The sequence below is a fragment of the Sphingomonas sp. Ant20 genome, assembly GCF_000783375.1.
GTDB classification, from domain to species: domain Bacteria; phylum Pseudomonadota; class Alphaproteobacteria; order Sphingomonadales; family Sphingomonadaceae; genus Sphingomonas; species Sphingomonas aerolata.
In genome coordinates, this window is record NZ_JRVI01000020.1 from 12,410 (window position 1) to 33,229 (window position 20,820).

The 20,820-nt window shown below is 63.8% G+C and carries 16 protein-coding genes, 2 tRNA genes and 5 pseudogenes; 14 read left to right on the forward strand and 9 right to left on the reverse strand.

Annotation, left to right across the window (positions count from 1 at the left end):
• Positions 1-83: 83 nt before the first annotated feature.
• Positions 84-2,821, forward strand: a pseudogene (gene secA / locus NI18_RS04435) (preprotein translocase subunit SecA).
• A 140-nt stretch (positions 2,822-2,961) separates the two neighbouring features.
• On the opposite strand, the gene NI18_RS04440 reads toward secA, so the two are convergent.
• From NI18_RS04440 to NI18_RS04450, 3 genes are all read right to left on the reverse strand, one after another.
• A complete protein-coding gene (locus tag NI18_RS04440; RefSeq protein ID WP_183937588.1) occupies positions 2,962-3,582 on the reverse strand; it encodes a hypothetical protein in 621 nt (206 codons plus the stop codon).
• Between the two features lie 153 nt (positions 3,583-3,735).
• Positions 3,736-4,152, reverse strand: a complete 417-nt coding sequence (locus NI18_RS04445; RefSeq protein ID WP_031439041.1) for a secondary thiamine-phosphate synthase enzyme YjbQ — start codon at positions 4,150-4,152, stop codon at positions 3,736-3,738.
• A 48-nt stretch (positions 4,153-4,200) separates the two neighbouring features.
• Entirely contained in the window at positions 4,201-4,494 is a 294-nt protein-coding gene (locus NI18_RS04450; RefSeq protein WP_042466279.1) for a hypothetical protein, read from the reverse strand.
• Positions 4,495-4,738: 244 nt separating this feature from the next.
• Between NI18_RS04450 and NI18_RS04455 the strand changes: the two genes are divergently transcribed.
• Positions 4,739-4,942: a hypothetical protein gene (locus NI18_RS04455; protein ID WP_031439040.1), complete on the forward strand. Its 204-nt coding sequence runs from the start codon at positions 4,739-4,741 to the stop codon at positions 4,940-4,942.
• An 18-nt stretch (positions 4,943-4,960) separates the two neighbouring features.
• Here NI18_RS04455 and NI18_RS04460 read toward each other — a convergent pair whose 3' ends face one another.
• From NI18_RS04460 to NI18_RS04470, 3 genes and pseudogenes are all read right to left on the reverse strand, one after another.
• Entirely contained in the window at positions 4,961-5,287 is a 327-nt protein-coding gene (locus tag NI18_RS04460) for a hypothetical protein (RefSeq protein WP_037528449.1), read from the reverse strand.
• 296 nt (positions 5,288-5,583) lie between these two features.
• Positions 5,584-7,321, reverse strand: a pseudogene (locus NI18_RS04465) (flotillin domain-containing protein).
• Positions 7,322-7,348: 27 nt separating this feature from the next.
• A complete protein-coding gene (locus tag NI18_RS04470; protein WP_037528451.1) occupies positions 7,349-7,966 on the reverse strand; it encodes an OB-fold-containig protein in 618 nt (205 codons plus the stop codon).
• A gap of 383 nt (positions 7,967-8,349) precedes the next feature.
• On the opposite strand from NI18_RS04470, the gene NI18_RS24955 reads away from it, so the two are divergent.
• The 3 genes from NI18_RS24955 to NI18_RS27810 are packed head-to-tail and all read left to right on the forward strand — an operon-like array spanning position 8,350 to position 9,628.
• Positions 8,350-8,712 (forward strand): hypothetical protein, encoded by a 363-nt coding sequence (locus tag NI18_RS24955; RefSeq protein ID WP_031439036.1) that lies wholly within the window; start codon positions 8,350-8,352, stop codon positions 8,710-8,712.
• Positions 8,700-9,311, forward strand: a complete 612-nt coding sequence (locus NI18_RS27805) for a DUF4153 domain-containing protein (RefSeq protein ID WP_192008933.1) — start codon at positions 8,700-8,702, stop codon at positions 9,309-9,311. The genes NI18_RS24955 and NI18_RS27805 overlap by 13 nt, the downstream gene beginning before the upstream one ends.
• The gene (locus NI18_RS27810) at positions 9,290-9,628 is read left to right on the forward strand and encodes a hypothetical protein (protein ID WP_157840489.1); all 339 of its coding nucleotides are present in this window, start codon (positions 9,290-9,292) and stop codon (positions 9,626-9,628) included. Before NI18_RS27805 ends, NI18_RS27810 begins: the two co-directional genes overlap by 22 nt.
• Positions 9,629-9,868: 240 nt before the next feature.
• On the opposite strand, the gene NI18_RS04480 is transcribed toward NI18_RS27810, so the two are convergent.
• Positions 9,869-9,944: transfer RNA gene (locus tag NI18_RS04480), tRNA-Ala, on the reverse strand.
• Between the two features lie 282 nt (positions 9,945-10,226).
• Between NI18_RS04480 and NI18_RS04485 the strand changes: the two genes are divergently transcribed.
• Positions 10,227-11,228 (forward strand): NADP-dependent oxidoreductase, encoded by a 1,002-nt coding sequence (locus tag NI18_RS04485; protein ID WP_084215041.1) that lies wholly within the window; start codon positions 10,227-10,229, stop codon positions 11,226-11,228.
• A 41-nt stretch (positions 11,229-11,269) separates the two neighbouring features.
• Here the strand turns inward: NI18_RS04485 and NI18_RS04490 are convergent, their stop codons facing one another.
• Positions 11,270-12,205 (reverse strand): neutral zinc metallopeptidase, encoded by a 936-nt coding sequence (locus tag NI18_RS04490; protein WP_037528455.1) that lies wholly within the window; start codon positions 12,203-12,205, stop codon positions 11,270-11,272.
• Between the two features lie 169 nt (positions 12,206-12,374).
• Here NI18_RS04490 and NI18_RS04495 point away from each other — a divergent pair.
• Positions 12,375-13,159: pseudogene (locus NI18_RS04495) on the forward strand (3-hydroxybutyrate dehydrogenase).
• A complete protein-coding gene (locus tag NI18_RS04500) occupies positions 13,156-13,860 on the forward strand; it encodes a DUF4893 domain-containing protein (protein ID WP_084215044.1) in 705 nt (234 codons plus the stop codon). Before NI18_RS04495 ends, NI18_RS04500 begins: the two are co-directional and overlap by 4 nt.
• A 37-nt stretch (positions 13,861-13,897) precedes the next feature.
• Here NI18_RS04500 and NI18_RS04505 read toward each other — a convergent pair.
• A tRNA-Pro gene (locus NI18_RS04505) sits at positions 13,898-13,974 on the reverse strand.
• Between the two features lie 274 nt (positions 13,975-14,248).
• Here NI18_RS04505 and NI18_RS04510 point away from each other — a divergent pair.
• The 6 genes and pseudogenes from NI18_RS04510 to NI18_RS04535 all read left to right on the forward strand — a co-directional run bounded on the left by NI18_RS04510 (position 14,249) and on the right by NI18_RS04535 (position 20,784).
• A complete protein-coding gene (locus NI18_RS04510; RefSeq protein ID WP_128082085.1) occupies positions 14,249-15,235 on the forward strand; it encodes a lytic murein transglycosylase in 987 nt (328 codons plus the stop codon).
• Between the two features lie 202 nt (positions 15,236-15,437).
• On the forward strand, positions 15,438-16,571 hold the full coding sequence (locus tag NI18_RS04515) for a D-alanyl-D-alanine carboxypeptidase family protein (protein WP_235188243.1): 1,134 nt from the start codon (positions 15,438-15,440) through the stop codon (positions 16,569-16,571).
• Positions 16,572-16,623: 52 nt separating this feature from the next.
• A pseudogene (locus NI18_RS04520) lies at positions 16,624-17,600 on the forward strand (AAA family ATPase).
• Between the two features lie 55 nt (positions 17,601-17,655).
• Positions 17,656-19,217, forward strand: a pseudogene (gene metG / locus NI18_RS04525) (methionine--tRNA ligase).
• Positions 19,217-20,023, forward strand: a complete 807-nt coding sequence (locus NI18_RS04530; protein WP_031439027.1) for a TatD family hydrolase — start codon at positions 19,217-19,219, stop codon at positions 20,021-20,023. The pseudogene metG and the gene NI18_RS04530 overlap by 1 nt, the downstream one beginning before the upstream one ends.
• A complete protein-coding gene (locus NI18_RS04535) occupies positions 20,020-20,784 on the forward strand; it encodes an MBL fold metallo-hydrolase (RefSeq protein WP_037528460.1) in 765 nt (254 codons plus the stop codon). Before NI18_RS04530 ends, NI18_RS04535 begins: the two co-directional genes overlap by 4 nt.
• Positions 20,785-20,820 lie beyond the last annotated feature (36 nt).

The window sequence follows — 20,820 nt, forward strand, 5'->3', positions numbered from 1 at the left end:
TCTCTCGGCCTGCGGGCCACTTCTCCTCTTTGCGCGTGCGTGCCTCCGCGTGCCGTCGCGCCCTATAATCAGGAAATCAGCCCATGTTCGGTGGCTTTGCCAAATCGCTGTTCGGGTCGTCCAACGACCGCTACGTCAAGTCGCTCAACCCGATCCTCGCGAAGATCGCCTCGTTCGAGCCTTCGCTCGTCGCGATGTCGGACGAGGAATTGTCCGGGCAGACCGCGAAGTTCCGTGCCCGACTCGCTTACGGCGAGAAGCTCGACGACTTGCTTCCAGAGGCATTTGCCACGGTGCGCGAGGCGGCCAAGCGCGTGCTTGGCCAGCGGCATTACGACGTGCAGATGGTCGGCGGCATCGTCCTTCACCGCGGCGAGATCGCCGAGATGCGTACCGGCGAGGGCAAGACGCTCGTCGCGACGCTCGCGACCTATTTGAACGCGCTGCCGGGCGACGGCGTCCACGTCGTCACGGTCAACGACTATCTCGCCGCGCGCGACGCGGAGTGGATGGGGCAGGTCTATACCTTCCTTGGCATGACGATCGGCGTGATCGTGCCGAACCTGTCGGACGAGGAGCGTCGCGCCGCCTATGCCGCCGACATCACCTACGGAACGAACAACGAGTTCGGCTTCGACTATCTGCGCGACAACATGAAGTACGAGCGCAGTTCGATGGTGCAGCGCCGCTTCAACTTCGCGGTGGTCGACGAGGTCGATTCGGTCCTGATCGACGAAGCGCGTACGCCGCTGATCATCTCGGGGCCGACCGACGACAAATCCGAGCTGTATATCCAGGTCGATGCGGTCGTGAAGCAGCTCGTCCCCGGTGACTATGACAAGGACGAAAAGCAGAAGACGATCATCCTCACCGAGGACGGCACCGAGAAGGTCGAGCGGATGCTCGAGGCGGCAGGGCTGCTCGAAGGCGCCAACCTATACGATTTCGAGAACACGCAGGTCGTCCACCACCTCAATCAGGCGCTGCGCGCGATCGTGATGTTCAAGTCGGACATCGATTACATCGTCAAGGACGGTAAGGTCATCATCATCGACGAGTTCACCGGTCGCATGATGGACGGCCGGCGCTGGTCGGACGGCCTTCACCAGGCGGTCGAGGCCAAGGAAGGCGTCCAGATCGAGCCCGAGAACCAGACGATGGCCTCGATCACGTTCCAGAACTATTTCCGCATGTACCCCAAGATCGGCGGCATGACCGGTACGGCGGCGACCGAGGCGGCCGAGTTCTACGACATCTACAAGATCAACGTCGTCAGCATCCCGACCAACGTCACGGTCAAGCGCGTCGACGAGGAAGACGAGTTCTACAAGGACACCAAGGACAAGTTCGCGGCGATCGCCAAGAAGATCAAGCATCACGCCGATCTCGGCCAGCCCGTGCTCGTCGGCACGGTATCGATCGAGAAGTCCGAGCTGCTGAGCGAGTTCCTCGTCGGCGAGGCGGTCGAGCACAAGGTGCTGAACGCGCGCTTCCACGAGATGGAGGCGCACATCGTCGCGCAGGCCGGACGCAAGTCCGCCGTGACGATCGCGACCAACATGGCGGGCCGCGGCACCGACATCAAACTGGGCGGCAATCTCGAATTCCGCATGCTCGACGAGCATCCCGATCTGGTCGAGGGCACGCCCGAATATGCCGCCGAGGCGGCGCGGATCGAGACCGAGATCGAGGCCGAGAAGCAGGCGGTGCTCGCCGCGGGCGGCCTGTTCGTGCTCGGTACCGAGCGCCACGAGAGCCGGCGCATCGACAACCAGCTGCGCGGGCGCTCGGGTCGTCAGGGCGATCCCGGCCTGTCGCGCTTCTATCTGAGCCTCGACGACGATCTGCTGCGGATCTTCGGGCCGGACACGCTGTTCGCCAAGATGATGCGCAACAATATCGAGGATGGCGAGGCGATCGGGAGCAAGTGGCTGTCGAAGGCGATCGAGACCGCGCAGAAGAAGGTCGAGGCGCGCAACTACGACATCCGCAAGCAGGTCGTCGAATATGACGACGTGATGAACGAGCAGCGCAAGGTCATCTACGAGCAGCGCGCGGACATCATGGATGCCGACACCGTCGCGACGTGGTGACGGACATGCGTGCGGAGACGGTCAACGTCATCGTCGGTGAAGCGTGCCCGCCCAATTCCTATCCGGAACAGTGGGACATTGCGGGGATGAAGACGCGGCTTGCCGAGGTGCTCAACCTCGAGCCGCAGATCGAGGCGTGGCTGCTCGAAGAGGCGATCGATCCCGAGATCGTCGAGGAACGCATCCGTGCAATGGCGGACGAGGCGATCGCGACGAAATCCGCAGACCTCGACACTGAGACGTGGACGTCGGTCGAGAAGTCGATCCTGCTGCAGAATCTCGACCATCACTGGAAGGAGCATCTGGCGACGCTCGACGCGCTGCGCCAGGTCGTCCATCTGCGCGCCTATGCGCAGAAGACGCCGATCAACGAGTATAAGCAGGAGGCGTTCTCGCTATTCCAGCGGATGCTCGAGACGATCCGCGAGGACGTGACCAAGACGATCGCGCATGCGCAGTTCCAGATCCAGGCGCCGGTCGGCCTGCCCGAGCTGCCCGATTTCATCACGACACACTTTGATCCGTTCACCGGCGAGGACAATTCCTACGATCGCGACGCGGGGACCATGGGGCACATTACCTCGCAGCTCCCGCCGAAGCAGATCCCACAGCCCCAGGCCGCGGATATCGGCGAGGATCCGGCGAACTGGGAAGGCGTGGTCAGCCGCAACGCGCCATGCCCGTGCGGGTCGGGGCGCAAATACAAGCAGTGCCACGGCGCGGTCTGAACGCTGCTGTCTCGGGTCGGCCGTTTGGCGACCGTGCCCCGATGGCAGCATAGCAGGCAATAAAAAGCCCGGGCCGTCCCAGGGGGACGGTCCGGCTTTTGCTTGTGTGCGTGGTTGCGGCGGTGCGGCCGCGACGCCGCTTACTTCGGCAGGATGACGCTCGGCCCGATATTGTCGACGACCTGCTTGGCATTGAACGCACGGATGTTGTCGCGCGGGATCGGCCCCTTGCGCATCACGATCTCGGCCGTCGCTTCGTAGCGGTCGATCGTGCGGACGTCGAAGTCGTTGCCCCATGGGCCGCCGAAACCGCCGCCGCCAAAGCCACCGAAGCCGCCACCGATATAGGGATCCCAACTCCGCCAGCCGAAGCCGCGGCCGCGATAGCGCCACGACGGGCCCCAATAGCCGCCAAAACCGCCATAACCAAACCCACCGCCAATTCCGGGAGTCGAATAGGTGCGCGACTGAAGATTGGTGTCTCGGTCCGCCATCAGGAAATAGTCATATCCCTGCTGGAGCGTGAGTTCCGCCGCGCGGAAGAAGAGATAGCGTTCGACGGTGTCGCGCGAGGTGACGCTGTTTCCCGCGAAGCTGACGAGGAAGCGGTTATCCTCGATCCGGCGATCGCTATAGCCGGTACGGTTGAACCCCTGGCCAGTGGCCGGGCGGTAGGTGGTTTCGGTCGCACAACCCGCGACCAGCAACGTGCTCGTGGCGAGAGCTGCCAGCAGGACCTTGCGACCAGGCATGATGAACATGATTGTCGTCTCCGTTCGCGGCGAATGCGGCGAAACGCCTTACATTAGCCTTCAGTGGTGGAACGGTTGATGAACGGGATTGGTCCACGGGTCCATGACGCTGGATGAATAAACCGCGTGGCGCGGTCATAGGCCGTCGTCCGCGCCGCAGGGTCATTCCCCGATCAGATGAAGCGCCAGCGAGCGACCATGAGGACGACGGCGATGCTCGAACAAGTAGATTCCCTGCCACGTGCCGAGCGCGAGCGTGGCGTCGATCACTGGGATCGACAATTGTACCTGCGTGAGAGCGGCGCGCAAATGCGCGGGCATGTCGTCGGGCCCTTCGTCGTCGTGCAGATACGAACTTGATTCCGGTGCGATGCGCTCGAAATAAGCCTCGATATCCGTTCGGACCTCGGGCGCGGCATTTTCCTGGATGAGCAGCGATGCGGAGGTATGGCGACAAAACACCGTCAATAACCCGGATTGCATCGCCTGCGCATCGACCCAGCGCCGGATCGGGGCGGTAATGTCGACCAGCCCCTGCCGGCGGGTATCGATCGTGATCTGGGTCGTGGACTGCCGCATCGCTGCGCTCCTATGTAACTGCCTAGCCGGTCAGGTCCGTGACAATGCTCAACGCCTGTCGGCACGGCCTTGGTCGCTATCGGCATCCGCCGGGACGTCGCGACCCAAATTGATCTCGTCATAGAGTTTGAGAAGATCGCTGACCTCCGCGATGACGGTTTCCTGCTCGGCGCGCCAGCGTGCCGTCGCGTCGTGCGTCGGCGTGCCGCACTTGCCATCGTGAAGCGTGAAACCTTGATCGATCAACCAGATGGTATCCGCCGCACGGGCCCGCTGCCGCCGCAGATGGAATACCCATTGTTCGATGACGCCGGAAGGAACGAGTCTGTCGATTTCACCCATGGTCGGCGCCTACCCGACCTGCGTCGTGATTGTACAGCAGACGTTGGCGATGGTCCCGAATGCCGGAATCTCGACCCGGGAAACGGGTCTTGTGGAAGGCTGGAAAGTTCCGCCGGTTTTCGCCAAAACGCCTCGATTCAGCACGCTTTCGGGAACCGCTCACGACCAAGCGTGTTGAAAAGGTGGTAAAAAGCGTGTGTATTTTGGCTGCCATCCTGTCACCGGAACCCGATCAATGCCTGTTATGTCCCACCGACCCGAGCGCGACCAGCCCTCGTTTCACCGCGTCGATCAGTCTCCGCCACGCCTGTCGGACCGCTATGGTGCGGACAGGCTTGACGCCCTTTACCGGCGTGCCGCAGCCGATCGTGACCGGTTTCGCCAGCAGCAGTTGATCGCGATGCAGCCAAGCCTGCTCGAACGACTGCTCGGCAAGTTCCGCCGCTAGGAAGGGGTCAATCGACTGCTACACGCCGACCGGGAAGGTCGTCGCATGGCGCACTCCTTGAATTTCCGCCCAGGTGATGGGCCGGTCGCGACCGACGCATTCTATGATCAATGCGTCGGCATCCTCGGCGGCAAGTTCGTCCGCCGCCTTTATCATGTCCTCTAGCGAGCCCGAAGCGATCTGCTCGTCCGCGACCGGCGCCGCGTCCTCGCCGTCGACAGGGCTTTCGGCAACCCCACGTCGGAGCAGTTTTGCCGGCATTTTCCACATTGTCTTGAACACGTTTACGCTCCAGCCCCCTGGCACGGCCGCGATGCCGCAGGTTGCCCTAATGGTCCAGACCATCGCCGCACGCCTGCGCCGATCGCAGCATCCCACGCGACGAATCGCACGATCCGTCCGATACGGGCGAGTTTGGCGTTGTCATTGCAGACTGGGTCGAACAGCACGTCTCGAACGGCACCCGCGGTAGAGCGCAAGGCCGATGGGGTAATGTTGCCAATGGGCCGTCGATCGCGCCTGGACGCAGGGCAGGGGCGGACCCGGTCCTTACACTCAGGGCGTTTCTGGCGAAGATCTGCGCTCCGTCTTCTTCGAAGCGCAGATCGATTTTCAAGGGCTGGGCCTTCGAGTGCCTCCGATCAGGCCGGCGGGTTGCCCGTCCCACCATTAAGTGAAGCGGAATGTTTGTGGGCATCGTTGGAGGAGGCTCGGGCAGGCGCCGCATCCGCGCTGCTCCCGGCGAGCATGCCGTTCAACGAACTGCCGGTCATGCCGAGTTCCGCCATCAGGCCATCGATGAGCGGGCCGCCGACGCGGTAGCGCATAGCGGCTGCGACCGCAGCGTCGGCGAGGTTGCCTTGGCCGCCCCCGGAGGCGCCATCGCTGCCACTGTCACCGTGCAGGCCCCGCGCATCCAGGATGCTGATCTTGTCGATGTTCTCCATCGGCTTGCTCGCCGCAGCGATAATCGCGGGCAACGCTTCTAGCATTGCGCGGCGGATCAGCAGTGCGGTTTGCGAGTCACTCAGCAAGTTGGTCGCCTCGTTCAACGACGCCTGACCTGCCGCGTCGACCTTGAAGGCCGCCTCGCGCCCTTCCGCGCGCGCCTTCTCTGCATCTGCTTCGGCGGTTGCTTCAGTACGCAGGGCGCTCGCACGAGCTTCCGCGGCTTCCTTTTCGGCCGTTGCAGCAACGGTGATGCCAACGGCTTCTTCCTGCGCGCGCTGGGTGGCGGCAATCACGGCGACGTTCTTGTTGCGGTTGGCGATCTCGGTCGCCTTGGCCGTCGCCACACTTTCCTCGGCGCGGACGGCGAGCGCGCGCGCCTCGTTGGCTGCAGCGGTGGCGGTCGATTCCTCTTCCGACTTCTGCGCGGTCTGCACCGCTGTTGTGATGCGTGCGATCTCGATCGTCCTGTCGCGCTCGATCGTCGCGGTCTGGATCGCGCCGTCACGCGCAATCGTGGCGGTCTGGATCACCTTGTCGGCTTCGGTCTGCGCGACGGTCTGCGCCTGGCCCGCGGTGATGCGGGCGATCTCGGCGAGGCGGGTCTGCTCGGCCTCGGCGGTGGCAATCGCGGTGGCCTGTTCCGCACGGCGCGCGGACAGCGTCTGCTCCTGTATCAGGCGCGCCTGTTCGGCGGCCTGCGCGATCTCGAGCGACTGGTTGTTGGCGTCGAGGTTGCGCTGCTCGATCTCGACGCGGTTGGTCGCGACGATGTCGTTGCGGATCTTCTTGCGCTCCTCGATCGTCCGCGTGAGCACGGTCAGCCCCTCGGCGTCGAACGCGTTGTTCTCGTTGAAATGCTCGAACGCGGTCTGGTCGAAGTGCGTGATGCTAACGGACTCGAGCTGGAACCCGTTCATGTCCAGGTCGGTCATCAGCGCCTCCTGCACCTTCTGGATGAAGTCGGCGCGGTTGGCGTGGAGGTGCTCCATCGTCATCGTCGCGGCCACCGATCGCAGCGCGGACACGAGCTTGCCGTCGAGCAGCGACTTCACCGCGTCGGGGCTGTTGACCGAATCGCCAAGCGTCTGCGCCGCGGCGGCGATCGATTCCGCGTCGGGCTTCACCTTGATGTGGAACAGCCCGACGACGTCGACGCGCAGCTTGTCGAGCGTGATCAGCGCGTCCTTGTTAAGGCGCGAGACCTCCAGCTTCACCGTCGTCAGGCGGACCTGCATCAACTCATGAAGCACCGGGATCACCATGATGCCGCCGTTGAGCACGACTTTTTTCGCCGCCGAAACCGGTGCGGATCAGCGCAACATCCTTGGTCGCGCGCCGGTAGAGCCGAGTCAGAATGATGCCGATCACGACAAGCGCGAACAGCACGATACCGGCGTAGATAAGGACGTTCAGAAGCTGTGCGGGCATGAAACCCTCCCCCGGTTATGATTGTGATCAGATCGACTGCAGGAGCGCGTTGGCGTCGGGCAGCGCGTAGAAGAGTTTGCCGTCGCGGCGGACGATCAGGGCGGTCTCGCCGGTGGCGATCACGTCGGCGTCGTCGTGCGGCTCGACCATGATGAAGTGCGCCTGACCATGCTGATCGACGATCTTTGCACGGGCCGGCGATCCGCGGCGGGCGGTGCCTTCGAGGATGGTGCCGCGGCGGCGGAGAAAGTCGTCAGTGGAGATCACGCTGGTTTCGAAGCCGGGCATGATCCGGGCAAGCCCGTTTGCGGCGAGGGTGTTGAGCAGGCTGCCAGCGACCAGCGCACCACCCGAGGCGAGACCCCAGTGCAGTGGGCCGCCGGTCAACGCGGTCGCACCTTGCTGAATGGCTATCCCGGTGAGCGTGAAGCAGCCGAGTAATGACGTCAGCCAGATCAGGATCGGCAGTTCGTGACCGAACCCGAGCCAATCGAGCACGCCACTATCGGTTTCGGCATAAACGTCCGCGTCGAGATCAAGATGGCCGAGCCCAAGGCCGATCGCCTCGATCAGCCCGATCCCGAACATTATAACGAACGCGATCGCAAACGGCGCGTAAGCGGTCGTCAGGAAGATCGCGAACATAAGCCGTAGCAATGTTGAGGGCGCTGCTTGTACATCGGCGAACTGGTAGCGGACAGACGACAACGCTTCGTTACGAAACGCCGGCCGATCCGGATTTTGAACTCCATGTGTCGATGCTCCCCGAACGGAGGCTAGCCCTGCGCCAAGACTTTCGCAACGCGCGCTGAGGACACCGCCCGGGTTTGGATTCATCATCTGCACAAGATCTGTACGACAAGTGAACGGATCGTACGCGGACATTGCGATCTGACGCTCACGGGACCGCTGCAAAGCAGAACCTCGACAGTCGGGGAGCGCGAAGATGAGTCGTCATGGAAGACTGATGGCCAAAATCGGCGCTGCCTTTCCTGGCGGAGATACCGATCGACGACGGCAATGGCGCGGTGGTTGGTGGGTTCGCTTTGGCCTGGATTACCGCCCTGTTCCTGACGCGACGGGGGATCTGGAAAGACGGATCGGCGCGACTGGTGTTGCTTTCCGGCGCCGGATTGGCGGTGGTACTCATCGACGATCCAAGCTTCCTCGGCTGGGTTCTGTTCTGGACGGCTGTCTCGCTTGCCGCACTCCTGCCGCGGCACGGGTTCGACGATGCGCTCGCCTGGGCGCGCAGGCTCGGCTGGCACGCGATATCCGCCGCCATTGCGCCGCTGAAGGATGCGGCGCGGGTGTCGATAGTCCGCCAGCGTCGAGGACTGCCCTCCAGCGCTTCCGCGCTATCGGGGCCGTCGCCGCGTTGCCTTTGGTAGGCGGCGCGACGTTCCTTGGGCTGTTCGCGAACGCCAACCCGCTGATCGGCTGGGCGTTTTCGCAAATCGTGCTGCCGGATCCGTGGGCGACGATCTGGCGCACGCTGTTCGGCCTCTGCGTGTTGATCACCATCTGGGCAAGCCTGCGGCCAAGTCCTTATACGACGGGTCCATCGCGTTTCGGCGATCGCTCGATCGGTACGGTGTTCGAGCCGGCGGTGGCGCAGCTGACTCTCTTACTCGTGACGTTCAATACGATCTTCGCGGTTGAGAATGGGCTCGACATTGTGTTCCTGTCGAGCGGCGCGGGAGTGCCCTCGGGCGTGACGATGGCGGACTATGCGCACCGTGGCACGTATTCGTTGATCGTAACGGCAGCGCTCGCCGGCGTATTCGTGTTGTTGGCATTCCGTCCGGGCAGTACAGCCGCGTCGCTTCCGCTGGTGCGGCGGCTGGTGACGGTCTGGCTCGTCCAGAACCTGCTGCTGGTCGCGTCGAGTGCATTGCGAACGCTCGATTATGTCGACGCCTACGGGATGACGGTGCTGCGACTGTCGGCACTTCATGGATGGGACTCGTGGCAACGGGCCTGGCGCTGATCGGCTGGCGATTGCTGGCCGATAGGTCGGCGGCGTGCCTGATCAACGCCAATGCGCTGGCGGCTGTGACTGCGTTGGTGACGGCGAGCGTTGTGGATCTTGGCGCGGTCGCGGCGGCTTGGAATGTTCGCACAGCGCTCGAAATGGGTAAGGCGGGGCCGCCGCTCGACCTCTTCTATGTGGGGCGGCTGGGGCCATCGTCGCTCGTCCAACTGGCAACGCTGGAGCAGCATGCACGCGAGCCGCGGCTGCGCGATCGTCTGACGTATCTGCGGTGGGAACGTCAGACCGAAACGGCAGATGCGCAGGCCGATTGACGTCTGTGGACCCCGCGCAACGCGCGACTGCTTGCGACCGTCCGCGGGATGTTCGGCACCAAGGCGCCGCGTTTGCGGTCTGCACCGGACGGACGGCGCTGTGACGGGCTGATTCTGCCGCCGCCCAGGATAGAGATTCTATCAGCGGCGCCGTCCGCTCCGGCACCGAACACGTTAGCGCCGGACACGCCCTCACTTGCCGCTTTATCAAAGACGGTGACAGTATCGAAAAGGTCGCGCTGGTGGAGCCGAGGGGAATCGAACCCCTGACCTCTGCAGTGCGATTGCAGCGCTCTCCCATCTGAGCTACGGCCCCGCGCGGTCCGGCGACGCCGGATATTGCGATATTAGCGATGGCGCCGCCGGCATGCAATCCACCGCCGCGCGCTCTCCCTCATGTTTTGAACACGGGACATTCATCCCGAACGTGGCTCGCACGGGCGCACCCGGCAACGGCCGGCGGAACTTCGATCAGGGCGCGGGCGATTGACGGGCAGGCTCGCTGCAGACATGCACGTAATCTGTGCCTCTGCCGCTTGGCGGGGGATCCGTTCTGCGCCATACCCGAGTCATGAAACCTCAACGACAGGAGTGAAGAATGTCCCGTGCATGGAGCCTGAAGACGCGTCCGCAAGGCATGCCTAAGCATACCGACTTTGAGATGATCGACGTTGCACAGTCCGAACTGGCCGATGGAGAGGTGCGCATCGCCAACCGCTGGCTCTCGGTCGATCCCTATATGCGCGGTCGCATGAACGACGTGAAAAGTTACACCCCGCCGTTCGAGCTGGGCAAGCCGATGCAGGGCGGTGCGATCGGCGAAGTTGTGGAAAGCCGGGCCGAGGGTCTGAAGGCGGGCGATCTCGTCCAGCATATGGCGGGATGGCGCGACGAAGCGACGCTGCCGGCAAACCAAGTTCAGAAGCTGCCGGAACTGGCGGTCGATCCGCAGGCGTTTTTGGGGCAGCTCGGCATGCCGGGCATGACCGCCTATTTTGGTTTGCTCGAGGTTGCAGCTGCCAAGTCCGGCGATACCGTCTTCGTTTCGGCCGCGGCGGGCGCGGTGGGGTCGACCGTCGTCCAGGTCGCCAAGGCGAAGGGCATGACGGTGATCGGTTCGGCAGGCGGCGCGGACAAATGCGCCTGGGTCAAGTCGCTCGGCGCTGATGCCGTGATCGACTACAAGTCCGGTACGCCGGTCGTGAAAGCTCTAGGCGAAGCTGTGGCCGCGCTCGGGTCGGGCGGCATCGACGTGTATTTCGATAATGTCGGTGGCGAACATCTCGATGCAGCTTTGGCGCACGCCAAGCTGCACGCCCGGTTCGCGATCTGTGGCATGATCGACGTCTACAACAGCGGCGCGGCGACTGAACTGCGCTATCTCGCAAGGCTGATCGGTAACCGTATCCAGATCCGCGGCTTCATCGTCAGCGATTTCATGGATCGGGCTGCGGAGTTCTACACGGACATGGGCGCCCTGCTGAAGGCGGGCACGTTGCAGCGGCAGGAAACCGTGCATGATGGCCTCGACGCGATGCCCGAAGCGTTCCTCGGTCTGTTTTCTGGTGGAAATACCGGAAAGATGCTCGTCAAGCTCTGAGCACTTAGCCCCCTCCCGGCAGTGCGGGAGGGGGCAGTTAATCAGATCGCGCCGGAGAAGGTGTCGCACACCTTCGGGTCTCCGCTGTCGAGACCACGACGAAGCCAGGTCTGACGCTGCGCCGAGGTGCCGTGCGTGAAGCTGTCCGGCACAACCCGGCCCTGAGCCTGCTTCTGAAGCGTGTCGTCGCCGATCGCCTGCGCAGCGGTCATGCCCTCCTCGATGTCACCAGGCTCGAGACGGTCGCGATTGGCAGCCGCCCAGACACCGGCGAAACAATCAGCTTGCAGCTCCAGGCGAACGGACAGCGCATTGCCCTCGCTCGATCCGGCGCGCTGCTGCGCGCGTGAAACCTGGCTCGACGTGCCGACCAGATTCTGGATGTGGTGGCCAAATTCATGCGCGATGACATAGTCCTGCGCAAAGTCGCCGCGCGCGCCGAACCGGTTGGCCAGCTCGTCGAAGAAGCTGGTGTCCAAGAAGATTCCGTTGTCGGTCGGGCAGTAGAAGGGGCCCATTGCCGCCTGTGCTGCGCCGCAGCCCGAACGGCCATTGTCGTCGAAGAAGCTGAGCTTGGGCGCCTGGAACTGTTCGCCGTTTTTCGCGAAGATCGCGGCCCAGGTCTTTTGCGCCGAACTGAAGGCGTTGCACGCGGCGCGTCGCTCGGGGTTCAGCGTGCAGATCGACTGCGCGTTGGTGCCGGAACCCTGTTCGCCGCCGCGGCCGGCCCCACCTTGCGCTATCTGCCCGGAGGGTGCGCTGGGCGCCGAGCCGCCACCCAGCATGCCACCGATATTGCCGAGGCCGCCGAACAGCGCCATCACGATCAACACGACGACGATGCCGCCGCACCCGAAACGGCTGCCGATCAGCGGCAGTAGGCCGAACAGAAGGCCGCCGCCTCCGCCGCCGCCCGAACCGCCGCCGCGGCCCTGATCCTCGACGTTGATGTTGGGGTCGAAATCATCGAGCCGCATGGTCTTAAGACTTTCATTCTGGAGTGGTAACGAAATGCATGGGACGATGCGGAGTTGCATCCGATTGGCTTGCCGGGTCTAATCGTATTCTGCCGACCTTTGGAAGGCATGACAAAGCGTTGTACGGCAGGCGGGGCGTTCTGGCCGCGTCAAAATGGGGGACGAGACAATGTTTCTGGCGGGCAGGACGGCGGTCATCACCGGATCCACATCGGGGATCGGTCTTGCCTATGCGCGGGCCTTGCGGGGGAGGGGGCCTGTGTCGTTCTCAACGGCTTTGGTGACGCCGCGACGATCGAGGCGGAGCGTGCGGCGCTGAGTACAATCAGCGGCGCGACTGCGCTTTACGATGCCGCCGACATGACCCGCCCCGACGAGATCGCCGCACTGGTCGAGCGCGCGGTCGCGGAAACGGGGAATTGCGATATCGTCGTCAACAATGCGGGCATCCAGCATGTCGCGGGGATTGCGGATTTTCCCGTCGCGACCTTCGATAGGATCATCGCGATCAACATGGCGTCGGCCTGGCATATGATGCGGGCGGCGATTCCGCATATGCGGCGCCGAGGCTGGGGCCGGATCATCTCGACCGCGTCGGCGCATTCGCTGGTCGCTAGCCCGAACAAGTCGGCCTATGTCATGGCCAAGCATGCCATCGCCGGACTGACCAAGACGATCGCACTCGAAACCGCGACCGATAACATCACGGTCAACTGTATCTCGCCAGGCTATGTCTGGACGCCGCTGGTCGAGGATCAGATTCCGGACACGATGGCGGCACGCGGGATGACCCGCGAGCAGGTCGTCAACGACATTCTGCTCGCCGCGCAGCCGACCAAGGCCTTCGTCACGCCGGAGCAGGTCGCAGCGCTCGCACTCTTCCTGTGCCGCGACGAGGCTAGCGCGATGACCGGCGCAAATCTGTCGATGGACGGCGGTTGGACGGCAGCATGACAGGTGTCGGCGGTACCCGTGCCGACGCGCGACGCGCGATCGGGGCGTTGGCGACATGCGTCTTGCTCGTCGCCTGCGGGGGCGGAAAACGGATCGCCAGCGCGCCGTCCCCCGAAGTCGAGCGAACCGATCCCACCGGACGAGGGGCAGGATGGCGCACGGCAGCGACGGTTGCCGACCGCGCAAGGCTGCGCGACTGGCGCGATGCGTGGATGGATGCGCTTGCGCAGATCCCGCAGCGTGAGATTGCCGCGGATCCTCAATTGTTCGATCCGGACCGGGCACTCCCCGATCCGTTGCCACCGATCGGCACCTATCGATGTCGCACGATCAAGCTCGGGGCGCCTGGAGCGGGCGCGTCACGCTTCATTGCCTATGGCTGGTTCTCGTGCCGCATCGAACAGCCAGCACGCACGGGGGGAGACGGGGACCTGACGTTCACGCGGCTGGGAGGATCGCAACGTCCGTCCGGGACGCTGTACCGCGAATCGCGGGCAGATTCGGCTCCGCGACCGCGTGCGATCTTCCTCGGCAGCATGGCGTTGGGCGACGAACAGCGTCCGATGCGCTACGGCACCGACGCAAATCGCGATCTGGCGGGTGTGATGGAGCGCATCGGTAACCGGCGCTGGCGGCTGATACTGCCTCGTCCGCGCTTCGAATCCCTGCTCGACATCGTCGAGATCATACCGATGGAATAATCCCGGACTATCGGGTTTGTCGCGATCAAGCGCAACATGGTCGGGGAGACAGGATTCGAACCTGCGACCCCCTGGTCCCAAACCAGGTGCGCTACCAGCCTGCGCCACTCCCCGACGCCGCAGCCCTTAGCGGGTGCGGTTGACGAAAGGCAAGCAGCTTCGTGTCGGCGGGCAGGGAAAGTCGTCACTGAAGGACGGGGCCGGCACCCGAACGATAGCCTCGGCGGAGAAGGGTAGCAGCGTAGCGGGCGGTCCACGCGTCGATGCGAGCCATGCTTGCGTCAGGACGAGGTTCCGATGCGGACGCCCCTATGGCAGAGCGGTCGGCATGTGGGCAAAATCTATCCTATCGAGTGCGTTGCGACGTGGCGCTTTGACCGTCGCGGCGATGACCGCGGTCACCACCCCCGCATGTGCGCAGGACGAGGCGGGGTTTCAGGCCTATCTCGGCCAGCTTCGTACGCAGGCGCTGGAGGCCGGAGTCACGGCGCGTACGGTGGACTCCGTCTTTCCCACGTTGACGCTGAACGAGCGTGTCATCGCGCTCGATCGTGCACAGCCGGGCGGCGGCACAAGCAGCGCCATTCCGGCCTTCGCGCCGTACAAGGCGCAGCATGTCGACGCGGCGCGGATCGGACGCGGTCGGGAAACCTATCGGGCGCAGCGGGGCAGGCTGCAGCGTATCGAGCGCGAAACAGGCGTGCCCGAATCGATCATGGTTGCGATCTGGGGGCATGAGACCAATTACGGCAGCTACACCGGAAATTTCGACATTCTGCGGTCGCTCGCGAGCCTCGCCTATGAGGGGCGTCGGCGATCGCTGTTTGCGGGCGAGTTCATTGCCGGCTTGAAGATCGTCGACCGGGGCATTTCCCGCGAACAACTCAAGGGTAGCTGGGCAGGCGCGATGGGCAATCCACAGTTTCTGCCGTCCATCTATCTACGACTGGCCCGTGACGGGGATGGTGACGGCCGCGCGGATATCTGGAACAGTCCGGCCGATACGCTGGCGTCGATCGGCAATTATTTTACCAATGCCGGCTGGCGCAGTGGCCAACCCTGGGGCGTCGCGGTCTCCGTGCCGCAGGGATTCGATCGGTCGCAGGTACGCAATCGGCTCGTGTCGCCGCGGTGCCCGCGCGTGTTCGAACGGCATAGCGGCTGGCGAACGATCGCCGAGTGGCGCGGTATGGGTGTGATGACGCAAGGCGCCTCGTGGCCGGCCGACAATGTCATGGCGACGCTGCTCGAACCCGACGGTTCAGGCGCCACGGCGTATCTGCTCACGAGCAATTACCGCGTGATCCTCGACTATAATTGTTCGAATTTTTATGCGCTGTCGGTGGGGCTGCTGGCGGATGCAGTCGAGCGCTAACCGGCGTGCCCGATAGACTCAAAGCCAAGCGTGACGCGGTTGCCAAGCGCGGCTATGACTTCGATAAGGTCCCGGCGGCGCCGCGAGCCTGCCTCCCATCGTGTTCCTCTTTGACGTAACGGATATCATGACGAAGCTGCCCATGAACACGCTGCCCTTTACTCAAATGGTCCGGCGCCGCATCGCCATCGCGCCGCTGGCAATGATCGCGCTTGCGACGCCGTCTATCGCCGCTGCGCCACAGTTCCAGACCAGCGCACCGATCGCCTATATGGAAGATCTGTCGTCGGGCGCGGTCCTGTTCGCACGGGATGCCGATCGCCGTATGCCGCCTGCGTCGATGGCGAAGATGATGACGGTCTATGTCGCGTTCGACATGCTCAAAAAAGGCGAGCTCAAGCTCGATCACATGGTCACCGTCCGGCCGGAGACCTGGGCAAAATGGCATGGTCCGTCAGCGGGTTCGACGATGTTCCTGTCGGCGAACGAGAGCGTCAGCGTGGCCAATCTGCTATATGGCATCGTGACATTGTCGGGCAACGACGCCTGCGTCGTTCTCGCGGAGTCGATCTCGGGTTCGGAGCCCGCCTTTACCGAGCGCATGAACCGCGTCGCGGCACAGCTCGGCCTCAAGGACAGTCATTTCGGGACGTCGAACGGGTGGCCAGACAACGGCGTGACCTATGTCACTGCGCATGATCTGGCCAAGCTGGCATCGGCGACGATCACCAACCATCCCCAACTCTACAAGCAATTTTATGCAAAGCGCGATTTCACCTGGGGCAAGACCATGGGCGGCAGCGCGATTACCCAGGCCAATCGTGATCCGCTGCTCGGCCGCGTCGCGGGTGCCGATGGGTTGAAGACCGGACATACCGAAGAAGCCGGATACGGATTCACCGGGTCGGCCGAGCAGAATGGTCGCCGTCTGGTATTGGTCGTCGCCGGCCTGAAGAGTTCGACAGAGCGCGCGAACGAGTCAGTACGGTTCATGGACTGGGGCTTCCGCGCGTGGCAGTCCAAGCCGATCGTAGCGAAGGGTCGGAAGGTCGAGGAGGCCAGCGTGCAGATGGGCGGCTCATCGAGCGTCGGCCTCATGGCGCCCAAGGCGCTGACCGTCACCGTGCCGGCGGGGACATCGCCGAACCTGAACGCCAAGGTCGTCTATCAGGGGCCGGTCAAGGCGCCGATCAAGGCGGGCCAGCACATCGCGGATCTGGTCGTGTCGATGCCTGACGGGGTCGAGCAGCGTATGCCGCTGGTCGCGGAAAAGGACGTTGCCGAAGCCGGGTTCTTCGGGCGCGCTTGGTCTGGGCTTACCGGGCTGTTCGGTTGAGGCTCGGCGTGCCGGCGCGCGTGTGCACCGTTCGGGTGAGCCCGTCGCCGGCATGACCGACATAATCGGCAATGCCGCGGCGCAGTCCGCTTTCGCCGCGGCGATGCAAAGCGGCGCGCTTCACCATGCGTGGCTGTTCACCGGCCCGCAGGGCGTTGGCAAGGCAAGCTTCGCACGGCTGGCGGCGATGCGCATGCTGGCCGATGCGCGCGGCGGGTCGACCGAGCCGCGCGGGTTTGCCGTGCCGGCCGGCGACCCCACGCGCGCGCTGATCGAGGCGGGTTCGCACCCCGATTTCCGCCTGCTGACGCGTCTGCCCAAGGATCCTGAAAAGCCCGACCAGGATCTTGCGCGCAGTATAACGATCGCGCAGGTCCGCACGCTCCAGCCGCTCTTTGCGACGACGCCATCGATGAGCCCGCGCCGGGTCGTCATGATCGACGCGATCGACGATCTGGAGCGCGGCGGCAGCAATGCGTTGCTCAAGAACCTTGAGGAACCACCCGCCGGGACGATATTCCTCCTGGTCAGCCACGCGCCGGGACGGTTGTTGCCAACGATCCGGTCGCGGTGCCGGGTCTTGCGGTTCGAGGCACTGACGCCCGACGAGGTCGCGGTGACGTTGCGACTGGCGCAGCCGGACCTCGACCACGACGAGATATCTGCCCTCGTACGTGCGAGTGAGGGAGCGCCGGGCAGGGCGCTGCGCTACGCGGGTCTCGATATTGCGAGCCTCGACGAAGCGATTGCGCGGATCGCCGACGAAGGCGATCGCGATAACGGCCATCGTCTCCGGCTGGCGAAGTCCCTTGCTGGGAAGCGTCGCAACCCCGCTATGAGGCGTTTCTCGATCGCGTGCCGGCGTTCATCGCCCACGCGGCGCGGGACCGTTCGGGCGCGCGGCTCAAGATCGCCCTCGACGCGCATGCTGCAGCGCGTGACCTGTCGGCCGCCGCCATTGGCCTGTCACTTGATGCGCAGGCGACCGTCTTCGAGCTGTCGGGAATCCTTGCGACACTGCGCACCTGATGAAGGCGGCGACATGGGCTTCACCTCCTTCGGGGGATGCTCTAGGAGCGCTGACATGGCCGACCCTTACTACATCACCACCGCAATCCATTATCCCAATGGCCGACCGCATATCGGCCATGCCTATGAAATGGTTGCAGCCGACGCGATCGCCCGCTTTCAGCGCCAGGCCGGACGCGACGTGCTGTTCCAGACCGGGACCGACGAACACGGCCTGAAGATGGTCCAGGCCGCCCGCGACCGCGGCGTCCCCGTTCGCGAGTTCGCGGATGAAATGTCGTCCTATTTCAGCGGGATGGCGGACCGTCTTGATATATCCTATGATCGGTTCATCCGGACCGTCGATAGCGATCATTACGCGGCGAGCCAGGCGATCTGGGAAGCGATGGCGGATGCCGGGGACCTTTATCTCGATCGTTATGAGGCTGGTATTCGGTTCGCGACGAAGCCTTTTACGACGAGTCCGAACTGACGGGGGAGGGCGCCGATCGCCGGTCTCCGCAAGGCACGCCGGTCGAATGGACTGCCGAGGAAACCTGGTTCTTCCGCTTGTCGAAATATCAGCAGCCCTTGCTCGACCTCTACGCCGCGAACCCCGACTTCATCCGTCCTGAGAGCCGCCGCAACGAGGTCATGCGCTTTGTCGAAGGGGGCCTGTCCGACCTCTCGGTGTCGCGGACGAGCTTCGACTGGGGCGTGCCCGTGCCGGGAAGCCCGGGTCATGTCATGTATGTCTGGGTCGACGCGCTCACAAATTACCTCACGGGGACGGGCTATCCGAACACCGGAACGGACGACGCAAATCTGGCGCGATTCTGGCCGGCGGACCTTCACCTGATCGGCAAGGACATTGTCCGCTTCCATGCGGTCTTTTGGCCTGCTTTCCTGATGTCCGCGAACATCCCGCTCCCCAAAAGCGTCTTTGGCCACGGCTTTCTCCTGACCCGTGGCGAGAAGATGTCGAAGTCGGTTGGTAACGTCGTCGATCCGATGGAGCTGGCTGACGCGTTCGGCGTCGATGTTCTGCGCTATTTCTTCCTTCGCGACGTCAGCTTTGGGCAGGATGGCAGCTATTCGGCCGAGGCGATCGTGACGCGGGTCAACGCCGAGCTCGCGAACAGCTTCGGCAATCTGGCCCAGCGGACATTGTCGTTCATTGCCAAGAACCTGGACGGTGCATTGCCCATGGCGACGGCGATCGAGCCGGCCGACGCTGCGCTGCTCCAAGACGTCACCGCGGCCTGCGCCGCGTTCAGATCCGGCTTTGCAGACCTCGCTCTGTCGCATGCCATCGAGGCGTGGATGCGGGGCGTCTTTGCCTGCAACCAGTATATCGACGTCCAGGCGCCCTGGGCGTTGCGCAAGACCGACCCGGCACGGATGAACACGGTGCTGGCGACATTGGTGCGTGCGATCCGGATGCTCGCCATCACGATCCTTCCGGTCGTGCCGAGCGCAGCGGGCAAGGTCCTCGACCAGATCGGTGCAGAGGGCCGCGACCATGCCGCGCTTGCGGATGACGATTGGTATGATCGGCAGGCCTTAAGCGATTTCCGGATCGTCGCGCCGACCGGCGCGTTCCCACGGCTTGAGATGCCTGCGGAGACCGACGCCTGATGCTTGCAGACAGTCATTGCCACCTGAATTACCCCGGCTTGATCGAGGATCAGCAGGCGGTCCTCGATCGCGCGCGGGCGCGCGGTGTGACGGCGATGCTCAACATTTCGACGCGTGAAAGTGAATGGGATGCGGTGATCGCCACCGCGGACCGTGAGGCCGATGTATGGGCGACGGTCGGCATCCACCCAAATGAAGCCGATGCCCATCCCGCGATCGACGCGACGCGTTTGGTCGAGCGCGCACGTCACCCGCGGGTCGTGGGCCTGGGTGAGACCGGGCTCGATTATTACCGCGAGACCTCCGATCGTGCACGCCAGGCGCTGAGCTTCCGCGCGCATATCGACGCGGCGCGTGAAACCGGCCTGCCGATTGTCGTGCATACCCGCGATGCCGAAGAGGATACCGCGGCGATCCTGTCGGACGAGATGGGGAAGGGGGCCTATGGCGGCGTCATCCACTGTTTCACAGCGAGCGCAGCATTTGCCGACAAGGCACTGGAACTTGGCCTCTATATATCGCTGTCGGGGATCGTGACGTTCAAGAACGCGCGCGACCTTCAGGCGATCGCGGCACGCTTGCCGATCGAACGGCTGCTGATCGAAACCGACGCGCCTTTTCTTGCGCCCGTGCCCAATCGGGGCAAGACGGGGGAGCCCGGCTTTGTCGCCGACACCGCGCAGTTCGTGGCGGACCTGCGCGGCGTCTCCGTCGGCGAGTTGTCTCAGCGGACCGCCGAAAACTTCCATACTTTGTTCGCCAAGACGCGGCCCGGCGATACGCCGGTCGTGGCGCATCGCGCGTGAAGATCACGATCCTCGGCTCGGGGACGTCGTCCGGCGTTCCCCGGATCGGCAATGACTGGGGTGCCTGCGATCCCGCCGAACCGCGCAACCGACGTACGCGCGTCTCCGCGCTTGTTGAGCATGCCGGAACGCGGATCCTGATCGATACAGGGCCGGACATGCGCGAGCAGTTGCTTGCGGCGAACGTCTCCGAGGTTGATGCGGTCATCTGGACGCATGATCACGCTGATCACTGCCACGGCATTGATGACCTCAGACAGCTCTATCACGCAATGGGCACGCCCGTGATCGGCTTTGCCCGGCCCGCGACGCTCGCCGCGCTCGAGGATCGCTTCACCTATGCGTTCCGGGGCCGCAGCGGTTATCCGTCGACGATCACCGGGGCGGTCCTTCCGGACCGGCTGACGATCGGCGCGATCGACATTCGTGTTACCGATCAGCCGCACGGATCGATCCACGCCGCTGGGCTGCGCTTCGAGGCCGATGGCAAGGCAATCGGTTATGCGACCGATTTCAACATCATGACCGACGATATGGCCGCGCTGTATACGGGGCTGGACGTATGGGTGGTCGATGCACTGCGCCGTCGTCCACATCCGACGCATCCGCAACTTTCAGCCGTCTTGGGCTGGGTCGATGCGTTCAGGCCGGGGCGGACCGCGCTTATCCATATGGACAACAGCATGGACTATGTAGCGTTGAGGGCCGAACTGCCTGACACAGTGGAGCCGGGCTTTGATGGGCAGATCCTCGAGGCCTGACACATACCAACCCCAGAGCATTTTACATAATGTATA

Excerpts from the sequence above, each read along its gene's own strand:
- NI18_RS04440 (WP_183937588.1), bottom strand. The coding sequence starts at position 3,582 with ATGTTCATCATGCCTGGTCGCAAGGTCCTGCTGGCAGCTCTCGCCACG.
- NI18_RS04445 (WP_031439041.1), bottom strand. The coding sequence starts at position 4,152 with ATGCGGCAGTCCACGACCCAGATCACGATCGATACCCGCCGGCAGGGG.
- NI18_RS04450 (WP_042466279.1), bottom strand. The coding sequence starts at position 4,494 with ATGGGTGAAATCGACAGACTCGTTCCTTCCGGCGTCATCGAACAATGG.
- NI18_RS04455 (WP_031439040.1), top strand. The coding sequence starts at position 4,739 with ATGTCCCACCGACCCGAGCGCGACCAGCCCTCGTTTCACCGCGTCGAT.
- NI18_RS04460 (WP_037528449.1), bottom strand. The coding sequence starts at position 5,287 with ATGGTCTGGACCATTAGGGCAACCTGCGGCATCGCGGCCGTGCCAGGG.
- NI18_RS04470 (WP_037528451.1), bottom strand. The coding sequence starts at position 7,966 with ATGTTCGCGATCTTCCTGACGACCGCTTACGCGCCGTTTGCGATCGCG.
- NI18_RS04485 (WP_084215041.1), top strand. The coding sequence starts at position 10,227 with ATGTCCCGTGCATGGAGCCTGAAGACGCGTCCGCAAGGCATGCCTAAG.
- NI18_RS04490 (WP_037528455.1), bottom strand. The coding sequence starts at position 12,205 with ATGCGGCTCGATGATTTCGACCCCAACATCAACGTCGAGGATCAGGGC.
- NI18_RS04500 (WP_084215044.1), top strand. The coding sequence starts at position 13,156 with ATGACAGGTGTCGGCGGTACCCGTGCCGACGCGCGACGCGCGATCGGG.
- NI18_RS04510 (WP_128082085.1), top strand. The coding sequence starts at position 14,249 with ATGACCGCGGTCACCACCCCCGCATGTGCGCAGGACGAGGCGGGGTTT.
- NI18_RS04515 (WP_235188243.1), top strand. The coding sequence starts at position 15,438 with ATGATCGCGCTTGCGACGCCGTCTATCGCCGCTGCGCCACAGTTCCAG.
- NI18_RS04530 (WP_031439027.1), top strand. The coding sequence starts at position 19,217 with ATGCTTGCAGACAGTCATTGCCACCTGAATTACCCCGGCTTGATCGAG.